Below are 12,887 nucleotides of genomic sequence, written 5' to 3'. Positions count from 1 at the left end.
GCCGTTCTGTATATGGACAAGGAATCAACAATGGGTAAGTGGTTTAAATCAGGGGCCCCCTGGATCTGGATGACAGGCGGCGCCGTCAGCCTGAGTCTGGTAGCGGTACTGGGTCTGTTGCTGCTGATCGGCTGGCGTGGTCTGGTCTACTTCTGGCCTCACCCCATCTACGAATGGCAGCTGGAAGACGCCAGCGGCAACAAGAGCGTGCTGATCGGCGAGATCAACGATCGCGAGCTGGTGCCGGTCGAGCGGTTGCGCTCCGCCGGCCAGGCGCTGGAAGGGGAGGAGCGTGAGCAGCTGACCCGTTATCTGGTCAAGACCGGCAACCGCGAGTTCGTCGACCTCGATTTCCGCTGGGTGCTGGAGACCGACATCAAGTCCCGGACCCAGCCGGCCGAGCTGGCCATGGTGGAGCGCACCACCAACGGCAACTTCTACGGCTACATCGTCGGGGTGAAGGAGGATGGCCGCGAGCTGAGCCAGGACTTGCATCCCGCCCTGCAGCGGGTGCTGGCCCGTGCTAACGCGCTCTCCGAACAGGCCAACGATCTGCAAAAGGGTGACATCGGCAGCATCAACTATCAGCTGGAGCGACTGCGCCTCAAGGAGCGCAAGGCCGAGCTGGAGGACGAGCTGACCGATGCGCTCAAGGCTGACCTGGCCGCGCAGCGTCAGGCGCTCAACGATCGTTATCAGGTGCTGGAGAAGGAGCTGTTCTCCCTGCGCAGCGAGGCGGATCGGGATGCCATCACGGTCAAGGACATGCGTGGCGAGCTCATCACCATGCCCATGTCCAAGGTGCTGGATGTGGTGTGGCCCAACGACATGAGCCTGCCAGCCAAGGTGGGACACTGGTTCCACCAGATCGGCAAGTTCGTCTCAGACGATCCCCGTGAGGCCAACACCGAGGGCGGCGTGTTCCCGGCCATCTTCGGCACAGTGTTCATGGTGTTGCTGATGGCGGTCATCGTCACCCCGCTCGGGGTGGTGGCGGCGGTCTACCTGCACGAGTATGCGGGCAAGAACAACCTGACCAAGATCATCCGCATCGCGGTGATCAACCTGGCGGGGGTCCCCTCCATCGTATACGGCGTGTTTGGCCTCGGCTTCTTCGTCTACACGCTCGGTGGTTCGTTAGACCAGCTGTTCTACCCGGAAGCGCTGCCGAGCCCGACCTTTGGCTCCCCCGGTGTCATCTGGTCGGCGCTGACCCTGGCCATCCTGACCCTGCCGGTGGTGATCGTCTCCACCGAAGAGGGGCTGGCCCGAATTCCGAGCACCATACGTCAGGGCTCCCTGGCATTGGGGGCCACCCAGGCCGAGACCCTGTGGCGCATAGTGCTGCCCATGGCGAGCCCGGCCATCATGACCGGCCTCATCCTGGCGATAGCCCGGGCGGCGGGTGAAGTGGCCCCGCTGATGCTGGTGGGGGTGGTCAAGCTGGCACCGACCCTGCCGATGGATGGCAACTTCCCGTACCTGCACGTGGAGCGCAAGTTCATGCACCTGGGCTTCCACATCTACGATGTCGGCTTCCAGAGCCCGAACGTCGAGGCGGCGCGGCCGCTGGTGTATGCCACCTCGTTCCTGCTGGTGACGGTGATCGTCGGCCTGAACCTGACGGCCATCGGTATTCGTAACCACCTGCGCGAGAAATTCCGGTCGCTGGAGCATTAATCCAGCCACCCCAGACTGATGTGAGGCAAGGGACGGGCGGCTGCCCCCCTTGCCAGTCAAGTGTTCCGGCCGCTGGCACATCAAGATGCCCGCCGCCACAGAGAGAATTTGAGGTAAACAGATGATCAACGTAACACCGACTTCGACCCAGCATACCGCCCTGGACCTGCTCAACCTGAGCCCGGAACAGACCGCGCTGGAGGTCAAGGATCTCAACCTGTATTACGGCAACAAGCAGGCGCTGTTCAACGTCAACATGAAGATCCCCAAGGGACAAGTGACCGCCTTCATCGGCCCGTCCGGCTGCGGCAAGTCGACCCTGCTGCGCTGCATCAACCGGATGAACGATCTGGTGGAGATCTGCCGCATCGAGGGGGAAATCCAGCTGCACGGCCACAACATCTATGACAAGAGCGTGGATGTCTCCGCCCTGCGCCGTCAGGTGGGCATGGTGTTCCAGCGCCCGAACCCCTTCCCCAAGTCCATCTACGAGAACGTGGTCTATGGCCTGCGCCTGCAGGGCATCAACGACAGACGCACCCTGGATGAGGCTGCCGAGCGTTCACTGCGCGGCGCCGCGCTGTGGGACGAGGTGAAGGATCGCTTGCATGACAATGCGTTCGGGCTGTCCGGTGGTCAGCAGCAGCGGCTGGTGATCGCCCGTGCCATCGCCATCGAGCCGGAAGTGCTGCTGCTCGATGAGCCGACCTCGGCGCTCGACCCCATCTCCACCCTCACCATCGAGGAGCTGATCAACGAGCTCAAGAGCCAGTTCACCGTGGTGATAGTGACCCACAACATGCAGCAGGCGGCGCGGGTGTCGGATCAGACCGCCTTCATGTACATGGGCGAGCTCATCGAGTACTCGAACACCAACACCATCTTCACCACCCCGGCCAAGAAGAAGACCGAAGACTACATCACCGGTCGTTACGGCTAAGAGATGAGGATGACTGACATGAACGACCAGAAACAGATTGGCGGTCGGTTCAACGGCTAAGGCATAATCGGAGCAACAAGGATTATTTGTATGGACAATATGAACCTCAATAAACACATCTCCGGTCAGTTCAATGCCGAGCTCGAGAACGTGCGCAACCAGGTGCTGGTGATGGGCGGTCTGGTGGAGCAGCAGCTGACCGACGCCATCTCGGCCATCCACATCCAGGATCTGGACGCGGCGCGCAAGATAGTGGCGAACGACCACAAGGTCAACGCCATGGAAGTGGCCATCGACGAGGAGTGCACCCGCATCATCGCCAAGCGTCAGCCGACCGCGTCCGACCTGCGACTGGTGATGGCCATCATCAAGACCATCACGGATCTGGAGCGCATCGGCGACGTGGCGGACAAGATCGCCCGCATGCTGACCGACAACGCCAACAAGCCGCAGCCGCCGCTGGTGTCGCTCGAGAACATGGGCCGTCGCACCATCAAGATGCTGCACGACGTGCTCGACGCCTTCGCCCGCATGGATCTGGAGGCGGCCATCGCCGTCTACAAGGAAGATGACAAGGTGGATCGGGAGTACGAGTCCATCATCCGCGAGCTGATGACCTACATGATGGAAGATCCGCGTACTATTCCCCAGGTACTGAACGTGCTGTGGGCGGCGCGGGCCATAGAGCGGGTCGGCGATCGCTGCCAGCACATCTGCGAGTACATCGTCTACTACGTCAAGGGCAAGGACGTACGCCACACCAAGGCCGATGAACTGAGTGACCTGCTCGGCAAGCATTGAGTCAGAAATGAATAAAAAGGCGCATTGAGCGCCTTTTTTGTTGCATTGGGCGACAGGTTAAGATAACGCCACCCAATGGGCGCTTTTCTGCTAGAATACTGCCCCTGTGTGAGTCCCGGATGGACTCACGGTCTGGTATCCTGGGCCCAGTTTGCCGTCTTGTGCTAAGGCGGCTGTCGCAATAGGTCAATCATGAGTTTTGCCGATAGTTTATTCTTTTTAATGCTGCTGGTAGCCGGCAGCGTGTTCTTCTCCCTCTCCGAGATCTCTCTCGCCGCCTCCCGCAAGATCAAGTTGCAGGTGATGGCCGACGAGGGAAACCGCCATGCCGAAAAAGTGCTGGCGCTGCAGGCCCAGCCGGGTAACTTCTTCACAGTGGTGCAGATAGGCCTCAACACCGTCGCCATCCTGGGTGGCATCCTGGGCGAATCCGCCCTGAACCCGGCCATCAAGACCTTCATCACCAGCTTCTATCAGGGCCCCTGGCTCTCCCAGATAAGCTCGGTCGTCTCTTTCGTGGTCGTCACCAGCCTCTTTATCCTGATCGCCGACCTGATGCCCAAACGCCTCGCCATGAGCATGCCGGAGCGGGTTGCCGTGGTGGTGGTGCGTCCCATGCTGCTGTGCGTGACCCTGCTGATGCCGCTGGTGTGGTTCTTCAACGGCATGGCGAACGCGTTGTTCCGCCTGCTGCGGGTCTCCATGATCCGCAACGACGAGATCACCTCGGACGACATCTATGCGGTGATGGATGCGGGCGCCGAGGCGGGGGTCATCCAGCGTGAGGAGCATCAGCTCATCGAGAACGTGTTCGAGTTGCAATCCCTCGGCGTCACCTCCGCCATGACGGCCCGCGAGAGCCTCATCTACTTCACCCTGCAAGAGGGCGAGGAGAGCATCAAGGCCAAGATCGCCGAGCACCCCCACAACAAGTTCCTGGTGTGTGACCACAACCTCGACAGCATCAAGGGCTTCGTCGACGCCAAGGAGCTGCTGATCCGCGTCATCAGCGGCCAGAGCATCGATCTCAACAGCGGCTCCCTGGTGCAGAGCGTCATCATCATCCCCGACACCCTGAACCTCTACGAGGCGATGGAGTACTTCAAGAATCATCGGGGCGACTTCGCCGTGGTGATGAACGAATACGCCCTGGTGGTGGGGATAGTCACCATGAACGATCTGATGAGCACCGTCATGGGCGAGTGGGCCACCCATGCGATGGAAGAGCAGATAGTGCAGCGGGACGAGAACTCCTGGCTGGTGGACGGGGTCACCCCCATCTCCGATGTGATGCGGGCCTTCGACATCGAGGAGTTCCCGGGGAACCAGAACTACGAGACCATCGCCGGTTTCATCATGTTCATGCTGCGCAAGATCCCCAAGCGCACCGACTCGGTGAAATACGCGGGCTACAAGTTCGAAGTGGTGGACATCGACAGCTACAAGATCGATCAGCTGCTGGTCACCCGGGTCGAACCCATCGCGAGCGACAAGCTGGCGCAGGAGTCACATCCGGCGGTCTGATCGGGAAGCTTGACCCAAGTGGGCCGGTTTTCGTTAGAATGCGTCGACGATAAGTGTGAAGTGGTGGACCGGGCCGGGATGAGCCGCGGACCACCAGGAACCCATAGTGACCGAGAAGGTCGTTCAGGAGTCATGAAGATGCCGTCTTATTCCCGTGCGCTGGCCTGTGTGGCGCTGGCCATCGTTCTGGGGGCCTGCAGCCAGAGCGCGCCCCGCAAGCCCACTGCCGCGGCCAAGCCCGCAGCCCCCCAGGCCGCCGTCGTGGTGCCGCAGCCGGATCCCGACGCCGTGGTGCAAAGCGCCGTGGCAGAGCCGAGCCCGGTGTTCGATGAGGAGTATCAGGGGCCGGAGCAGGGATCCCTGGAGTCGGTGACGGCCCTGTTTGCCCGTGGCTACATCGAGTCCGCCATGCGCGAGACCATGCTGGCGGCGGTGCACAGTGACTACCCGCTGCTCGGCATGCGGGACGTGCGACTGACGGATCCCGTGCCTAAGTTCCTCACCTCCGCCCAGGCGCGTACCACGGCCCATGACTACCTCTATGCCGGGGTGCAGCGCAGGCTGGGTCGCCCCCTGAGCCCGGCCCAGTGGGAGCAGATCTGGCAAGGCTTGCCCCAGCAGGGGCGTGTCTCCGACTGGGTCAAGCAGACCAAGCGGGTACTGGCGGGGCGTTAAACCGTCACCACAGATAAGAGATGAGGCCACCCCAGGGTGGCCTCACGCTTTTCTGCCTTCTGCCTTCTGCCTTCTGCCTTCTGCCTTCTGCCTTCTGCCTTCTGCCTTCTGCCTTCTGCCTTCTGCCGCTTTCACTGCGTTGCCCCATCTTCTGCCGGCTGATTTCCGGTGATACCGATTGCCGTCGGCTCGGCTTTGTCTTATCTTGTTTTAGCCATCTAAACATCCATATGTTTTTATGGCTGATTTCCCGGAGTACCGAATTCACATCGCCGGCGACGCATCGCCGCAGGACATGGCCGGGTACACAACAGACAAACACAGAAAAACAAAGAGACAGGACAGATGGAAACACAGGCATTGTGGGTACTGGACGGTGGCATGGGGCGTGAGCTGGCACGGCGGGGCGCGCCGTTTCGCCAGCCCGAGTGGTCGGCGCTGGCGCTGATGGAGGCGCCGCAGACGGTGCGCGAGGTGCATCAGGCCTATGTGGCCAGCGGTGCCCGTGTCATCACCACCAACAGCTATGCGCTGGTGCCGTTTCATATCGGCGCCGAGCGCTTTGTCGCCGAGGGGGAAACGCTGGCGGCGCTGGCGGGCCAGTTGGCTCGCGACGTGGCCGATGAGCAGGATGGCGCCGTGCAGGTGGCGGGATCCTTGCCGCCGCTGTTTGGCTCTTACCGTGCTGACTTGTTCGAGGCCGATCGGGTGAGTGAGCTGGCTACGCCGCTGATCCGGGCGCTGGCGCCTCAGGTGGACATCTGGCTGGCCGAGACCATGAGCCTGATTGCCGAGCCGCTGGCGCTCAAGGCGCTGTTGCCGGCGGATGGCAAGCCGTTCTGGGTCTCCTTCACCCTGGAGGACGAGACGCCAGGGCGCGAGCCCCTGCTTCGCTCCGGCGAGCGGGTGGTGGATGCCGTCACAGCGCTGGTCGGGGTCGGAGTGGATGCCATCCTGTTCAACTGCTGTCAGCCCGAGGTGATTGAGGCCGCGCTGGCGGTGGCCGGCGCCAGACTGCAGGCGCTGGGGCGAGGGGATATTCGCCTCGGTGCCTATGCCAACGCTTTTCCGCCCCAGCCCAAGGAGGCCACCGCCAACGACGGTCTGGACGAGATCCGCGCCGATCTGGGGCCGCTGGATTACCTCGGCTGGGCCGAGCGCTGGCGTGCCGTGGGGGCCTCTCTCATCGGCGGTTGCTGCGGCATAGGCCCCGAGCATATTCAGGCCCTGGCCAGTCGGCTGCGCTAAGGAGAGCATATGAAAGAGAGCAAAATAGGCCTCTGGTCCCTCACCGCCCTGGTGTTCAGCTCCATGGTGGGGGCGGGTATCTTCAGCCTGCCTCAGAACATGGCCGAGGTGGCCGGTGCCAGGGCCGTGCTGATCGGTTGGGGCGTCACCGGGGTGGGCATATTGGCGCTGGCCGCGAGTTTTCTCTATCTGTCGCGGCTAAGGCCCGATCTCGATGGCGGCATCTACAGCTATGCCCGCGCCGGCTTTGGCGATCTGGTGGGCTTCTTCTCCGCCTGGGGCTACTGGCTGTGCGCCACCATAGGCGTTGTGGGCTATCTGGTGATCGCCTTCGCCGCCCTCGGCAGCTTCGTCGACACGCCAGAGCACATCTGGTTTGGCGAGGGCAACACCTTGGCCGCCTTCATCGGCGAGTCCTGCATCCTCTGGGCCGTGCATCTGCTGGTGGCCCGCGGCGTGCAGCAGGCGGCCCTGTTCAATCTGGTGGCGACCCTGGCCAAGAGCCTGCCGTTGCTGCTGTTCATCCTGTTCGCCTGCTACTGGTTCGACCCGATGACCTTCGCGGCGGATCAGGGGGGCAGCACACTGGCGGTGCCTGTCTCCGAGCAGGTGCGCAACACCATGCTGATCACCCTCTGGGTCTTTACCGGCATCGAAGGGGCGGCCGTCTTGTCGGCCCGCGCCAGGAACAGGCGGGACGTGGGCACGGCCACCGTGCTGGGGGTGGTGCTGGCGCTGCTGCTCTATGTGCTCATCTCGGTGCTGGCGCTGGGGATTTTGAGCAGACCCGAGCTGGCGGCCCTGCCCAATCCCTCCATGGCGGGCTTGATGGCCCAGATGACAGGCTCCTGGGGCAAGCTGCTGATCAGTGTCGGCCTCATCGTCTCGGTGCTGGCCTCCTACGTGAGCTGGACCCTGTTCTCGGCCGAGGTGCCCTTCAGTGCGGCGCGCCACGGCGCCTTTCCGGCTATCTTCCGGCGTCAGAACCGCAACGGCACTCCCATAGCGTCGCTGTGGCTCACCAGCCTGACGGTGCAGGGCTGCCTGCTGCTGGTGTGGCTGCTCGGCAAGGGGTATACCAACCTGCTGCTCATCTCCACCTCCATGATCCTGGTGCCCTATCTGCTGATCGGCCTGTTCCTGCTCAAACTCTCCTTGAGTGGTGAGGGCAATGGCCTGATGCGGACTGTGGCGCTGCTGTCGAGCGGCTACGGCCTCTGGCTGCTCTATGCCGCCGGGGTGGAATACCTGCTGCTCTCCTTGCTGCTGTACGGGCCGGGCCTGCTGCTGTTTCTCTACAGCCGTCGACAGCTTGGTGACCATCAGCGGCTCAGCGGTCGCGAGCGACTGCTGGCCGGGATGACCCTGGTGAGCCTCATTCCCGCGCTCTGGTCATTTGCCCATGTCTGATCCGGGCCTGTGATTGGCAATGAAAGAGAGCGCCCTGGTGGCGCTCTCTTTTTTGCTCTGCTTCAAGGTTCTGATTCAGACGCTGCCGGGGCCGGCCGGTTTGCCAAACAGCACACCGAGTTTCTGCTGCCAAGGGAGGCCACGGGCCTCGCGCAGCATGTCGCGCCACTCGTGGAAGGTGAGGGTGAGGGGGTTGAAGCTGCGGATGGGCTTGGTGATGCCGAACCGGCAAGGCTCGGCAGGGTCCTCTTCCACGAAGGTGCCAAACAGCCGATCCCAGATGATCAGCACGCCGGCGAAGTTGCGGTCTATGTATTTGGCGTTGCTGGCGTGGTGCACCCTGTGGTGGGAGGGGGTATTGAAGACCCACTCCAGCCGGCCAAGCTTGCCCACCACCTGGGTGTGAACGAAGAACTGAAAACCCAGGCTGAGCAGCACGGTGGCCACCACGGCCTCTGGCGGGAAGCCGATGAGGATCATGGGGATCCAGAACAGCCACATGCCGGAGACGGGGTACATCAGGCTCTGGCGAAAGGCGGTTGAGAGGTTGAGCCGCTCGGAGCTGTGGTGTACCACGTGGGAGGCCCAGAGCCAGCGCACATGGTGGCTGGCGAAATGGAACAGCCAGTAACAGAGATCCTGCAGCAAGAACAGCAGCAAGATGCTCCAGAAGTTGAGTTCGATGTCCAGCAGCCGCCAGCCCCAGAGGGCGTCGTAACAGTAAGCGATGGCGATGGCCGCCAGCGCATCGCCGCCCTGGTGCATCAGCGCCAGCGCCCCGTTGGCAAACAGATCCCGCCACTGGTAGGTGGCGGTGGGAAAGGCCGCCCCGTGCTTGCGCAGGTAGAGCATCTCCCAGCCGATAAAGGCCAGAAAGATCGGGGAGAGATAAAGCAGTAGCAGTTGCACATCCATGTCGGGCATCCGGTTTGACCAGTTGGATTCCAGCATACCGAATGAATTTAAAATTTCATTAACATTTCATTCCCAGAGCCGTGTAGGCGCCCTGCCTGGGTGCTGTTCAACGGTTTGTTTTTGCTGGCAAATAATGAGCATTGGTGATGAACCCCTGGACGCGTCACCCCGCTGCCGGCGTCCTGTCGTCTGGCGAGCCCTCGCTTACACTGGAAGCTGGTGCCCTTCCCGGGGCGCCATGGGCGGCAAGGTGCCGGCGGTGGAGGGGAGATGAGAGCTATCCTGGTGTGCGTCATGTTCGGCCTGTTGAGCACGAGTGTGCAGGCCAACGACAGCTTCAACAGCGAGTTGAGCCATTTCATCGGCGGCGCGGCCATGGGGGCCGGCTTCACGGCAGTTGCCGATCATTACGGCTATCGGGAGCAGAGGGGCTGGATCGGGTTCGGGATTGCCACCGGCATCGGGGTGCTGGGGGAGCTGGCGTCGAGCAACGGCGAGTTCTCCGCCCTGGATGCGGGGGCCAATGCGCTGGGGGCGGCTCTGGGGGCCTATGGTACTGATCGCTGGTTGCTGGCGCCGGTTCTGCTGCCCGATCAGCATTATGCGGGGCTGATGAGCCGTTACCGCTTCTGAGGGACCGCGCTGGCCGGTCCCGGCATCAAATAAGAGAGGGAGCCTGGGCTCCCTCTTCGTTTTCTTCCTTTTGCTTACAACACCTGGCTCAGGAACTGGCGCAGGCGCGGGGAGGGGGGATTGTCGAAGAAGTCGGTGGGCTTCTCATCCACCAGCAGCTCGCCGCCCTCCATGAACAGCACCCTGTCCGCCACCTCGCGGGCGAAGCCCATCTCGTGGGTCACCACCACCATGGTCATGCCCTCCCGGGCCAGCCCCTTCATCACATCCAGCACCTCGCCCACCATCTCGGGATCGAGGGCGCTGGTAGGCTCATCGAACAGCATGATGCGCGGCTGCATGGCGAGCGCCCTGGCGATGGCCACCCGTTGCTGCTGGCCGCCGGAGAGCTGGGACGGATAACTCTCGGCCTTGTTGGCCAGCCCCACCTTGAGCAGCAGCGCCTTGGCCCTGTCCTGCGCGTCGCTGCGCGACAGACCGCGCACCTTCTGGGGAGCGAGACTGATGTTGTCCAGCACGTTGAGATGGGGGAAGAGGTTGAAGGACTGGAACACCATGCCCACCTCTTCCCGCAGCTTGTTGACATCCCCCGGCTGGGTCAGGCAGATGCCATCGATCAGGATGTCGCCGTCGTTGATGGTTTCCAGCTGGTTGAGGGTGCGCAGGAAGGTGGATTTGCCGGAGCCACTCGGTCCGACGATCACCACCACCTCCCCTTCGGCCACCTGGGTGCTGACGTTCTTCAGGGCGTGCACGCCGCCGGCATAGATCTTCTCCACGCCGGTGGCCTTGATGATGGGGTCCGCTTTGTTACGCATGGTCATGCCTCGGTCCTCCCGGTGTCGATCTGTCTCGGGTCGCCGGTCTCGATGATGGGATCAGTTGCTGCGCGCATATTTCACCTCCAGACGACGCACCAGGAAGGAGAGGGTGCCGGTCAATACCAGATAGAGCAGGGCCACGGTGAACCACACCTCGAACGGGCTGAAGGTGGAGCTGACCACCTCGCGGCCGGCCTTGGTCAGATCCGTGATGGAGATGACGGAGACCAGGGAGGAGTCCTTGATCAGGTTGATGAACTGGCCCGCCAGCGGCGGTAAGACCCGCTTGAATGCCTGGGGCAGGATCACGTAGCGCATGGTCTGGGCCGAGGTCAGCCCCAGGCTGCGGCCCGCCTCCATCTGGCCCTTGTGGATGGAGCTGATGCCGGCGCGGACTATCTCGGCCACATAGGCGCCGGTGAAGACCGCGAGCGCCGCCACCCCGGCGGTGAAGCGATCCAGATTGAGTACGGTGCCGATGAAGAAGTAGACGATGAAGATCTGCACCAGCAGCGGGGTGCCGCGGATCAGCTCCACATAGGTGACCGCCAGGTTGCGCAGGGCCGGGTTGGGGGAGAGGCGGGCGAGGCCGGCCAGGGTGCCCAGCAGGATGGCGAAGATGCCTGCCACGAGGGAGAGCTTGACCGTGACCCAGACACCCCAGGCGATGGGGCCTGCGGTCCAGGTGAGTTCGATATCCAGGGTATCGCCGAGGAAGACGGTATCCCCTTCGGCAACCTGGGCGCCGCTGGCGGCGATGGGCTGGCGCTGGCCGGGATCGGTATCGTTTTGCAGGAACAGCTGGCCCTTCTCGGCGGCTGTGGTGCCGGCCACTACGGTGCCGTCAAACTCGGCGTAATTCTTCTGTTCGGCCTGGTAGGCGATGTACTGGGGGATGCGTTCCCAGCGCCAGGTGTAATCCACCGATTGCACGGCCTTGTAAATGCCAAAGACGGCGGTCAGCAGCAGCAGCAGGAAGATGCCGTGCCAGAGCAGCTGATTGGGTTGTTTTTCCATCTGTCTTGTGGATTTGGGGTTGATCACTGTCACAACCTCTCTTGTCGTTATTGTGTGGGGAACTGCGTGAAGGGGCGGCCGGGCCGCCCCTTGAGAGGTTATTTGAGTTGATTCAACCAGGCGTTGGATTCAAACCACTTCTTGTAGAGGCGGTCGTAGCTGCCGTCGCCCTTGATCTGGCGCAGGTAGTTGTTCAGCCAGTTGAGGGTGTCCTGATCCCCCTTGCGGATGGCCCAGGCCAGCGGCTCGAAGGTGAACGGCTTGTCGAGGTGCACCACGGCGCCCTGATTCTGGGAGGCGAAGATGGCGTTGTAGGGCAGATCGTAGATGAAGGCATCCACCTTGCCGTTGATCACTTCCAGCTTGGCGTCGTCCTGGGTTTCATACTGCAGCAGGGTGGCTTTCGGGATCATGCGCTTGACCGCCTGCTCGCCCGTGGTGCCGAGCTTGACCGCGATCTTGTACTTGGGATCGTTGAGATCCTGGAAGGACTTGATCTCGCCCGCCTTGTCCTTGCGCAGCACTATGGTCTGACCGACGACTATGTAGGGGTCGGCGAAGTTGACGCGCAGGTTGCGCTGGGGGGTGACCGTCATGCCACCCATGATGACATCGAACTTGTCGGTCAAGAGGGCCGGGATGATGCCGTCCCAGGCTGTGTTGACGAACTCGACCTTGACCCCCATCTCCTTGGCGACCATCTTGGCCAGGTCCACGTCGAAGCCGATGTACTGGCCCTGCTTGTTGGTCATCTCGAAGGGTTGATAGCCGGCATCGAAGCCGACGCGCAGCACACCGCGCTCCAGCACGGCATCCAGGGTGGAGCTGGGGGCGGCATTGGCCAGCCCGCACAGCAGCAGGGTAGAGAGAATGAGTTTTTTGATCATAAGTGACGTCTCTGTCGAAAGTGTGTTCGGCCTTGAACCTGATCCCGTGCGACTCCGTGGCACAAGAGACTGCTGCATCCGGCAACAGGCAAGACAGGATTATTGTCTTGAGTTGGGTAGAAGCCCCATATGAGATTCTATGAATGGCGTGCTGAGTGAAAAATGTACCAAAAGCCGATTGTGCCAGATGACTCAATAGGTTAGTGCGACTTTTTCCTCGCGGCCTGGCTCATAAAACCACATGAAAACAACATATCCATCTAACGCCGTGGGTTCAAGTCCAAAAGCTTATAAGGGGCACTTTCGCCGGATCAACGGGAATCAAATGGGCTTGAT

At 62.0% G+C, this 12,887-nt stretch carries 12 protein-coding genes; 8 read left to right on the top strand and 4 right to left on the bottom strand.

Annotated features, from left to right (window positions below):
- Nucleotides 1–30: 30 nt before the first annotated feature.
- The 7 genes from pstA (at nt 31) to KW825_RS03735 (ending at nt 8,278) form a co-directional block, all read left to right on the top strand.
- On the top strand, nt 31–1,680 hold the full coding sequence (pstA, locus tag KW825_RS03765) for a phosphate ABC transporter permease PstA (protein WP_218328281.1): 1,650 nt from the start codon (nt 31–33) through the stop codon (nt 1,678–1,680).
- A gap of 121 nt (nt 1,681–1,801) precedes the next feature.
- Entirely contained in the window at nt 1,802–2,620 is an 819-nt protein-coding gene (gene pstB, locus KW825_RS03760) for a phosphate ABC transporter ATP-binding protein PstB (RefSeq protein WP_042654558.1), read from the top strand.
- Between the two features lie 90 nt (nt 2,621–2,710).
- Complete coding sequence (gene phoU / locus KW825_RS03755) at nt 2,711–3,421, top strand: phosphate signaling complex protein PhoU (protein WP_025327511.1); 711 nt, start codon at nt 2,711–2,713, stop codon at nt 3,419–3,421.
- 192 nt (nt 3,422–3,613) lie between these two features.
- The gene (locus tag KW825_RS03750) at nt 3,614–4,945 is read left to right on the top strand and encodes a hemolysin family protein (RefSeq protein ID WP_042654559.1); all 1,332 of its coding nucleotides are present in this window, start codon (nt 3,614–3,616) and stop codon (nt 4,943–4,945) included.
- Nucleotides 4,946–5,077: 132 nt separating this feature from the next.
- Nucleotides 5,078–5,620 carry a hypothetical protein gene (locus tag KW825_RS03745; RefSeq protein ID WP_218328280.1) on the top strand — a complete coding sequence of 181 codons (543 nt, stop codon included), beginning with the start codon at nt 5,078–5,080 and terminating at the stop codon, nt 5,618–5,620.
- Nucleotides 5,621–5,965: 345 nt separating this feature from the next.
- Nucleotides 5,966–6,868, top strand: coding sequence for a homocysteine S-methyltransferase family protein (locus KW825_RS03740; protein WP_218328279.1), 903 nt, complete (start codon nt 5,966–5,968; stop codon nt 6,866–6,868).
- A gap of 9 nt (nt 6,869–6,877) precedes the next feature.
- Entirely contained in the window at nt 6,878–8,278 is a 1,401-nt protein-coding gene (locus KW825_RS03735; protein WP_218328278.1) for a basic amino acid/polyamine antiporter, read from the top strand.
- Between the two features lie 75 nt (nt 8,279–8,353).
- Here the strand turns inward: KW825_RS03735 and KW825_RS03730 are convergent, their stop codons facing one another.
- Nucleotides 8,354–9,193, bottom strand: coding sequence for a sterol desaturase family protein (locus KW825_RS03730; RefSeq protein ID WP_218328277.1), 840 nt, complete (start codon nt 9,191–9,193; stop codon nt 8,354–8,356).
- Between the two features lie 270 nt (nt 9,194–9,463).
- Here KW825_RS03730 and KW825_RS03725 point away from each other — a divergent pair, with 270 nt between their 5' ends.
- Nucleotides 9,464–9,826 (top strand): hypothetical protein, encoded by a 363-nt coding sequence (locus KW825_RS03725; RefSeq protein WP_218328276.1) that lies wholly within the window; start codon nt 9,464–9,466, stop codon nt 9,824–9,826.
- Nucleotides 9,827–9,900: 74 nt separating this feature from the next.
- On the opposite strand, the gene KW825_RS03720 is transcribed toward KW825_RS03725, so the two are convergent.
- From KW825_RS03720 to KW825_RS03710, 3 genes are all read right to left on the bottom strand, one after another.
- Nucleotides 9,901–10,644 carry an amino acid ABC transporter ATP-binding protein gene (locus KW825_RS03720; RefSeq protein WP_256353774.1) on the bottom strand — a complete coding sequence of 248 codons (744 nt, stop codon included), beginning with the start codon at nt 10,642–10,644 and terminating at the stop codon, nt 9,901–9,903.
- Between the two features lie 60 nt (nt 10,645–10,704).
- A complete protein-coding gene (locus tag KW825_RS03715) occupies nt 10,705–11,664 on the bottom strand; it encodes an amino acid ABC transporter permease (protein WP_218291923.1) in 960 nt (319 codons plus the stop codon).
- A 98-nt stretch (nt 11,665–11,762) separates the two neighbouring features.
- On the bottom strand, nt 11,763–12,551 hold the full coding sequence (locus tag KW825_RS03710; protein WP_218291922.1) for a transporter substrate-binding domain-containing protein: 789 nt from the start codon (nt 12,549–12,551) through the stop codon (nt 11,763–11,765).
- Nucleotides 12,552–12,887 lie beyond the last annotated feature (336 nt).

The organism is Aeromonas sp. sif2433 (genome assembly GCF_019218705.1).
In the GTDB taxonomy this organism is placed as follows: domain Bacteria; phylum Pseudomonadota; class Gammaproteobacteria; order Enterobacterales; family Aeromonadaceae; genus Aeromonas; species Aeromonas encheleia.
This window is presented reverse-complemented; position numbering and strand designations above follow the sequence as displayed.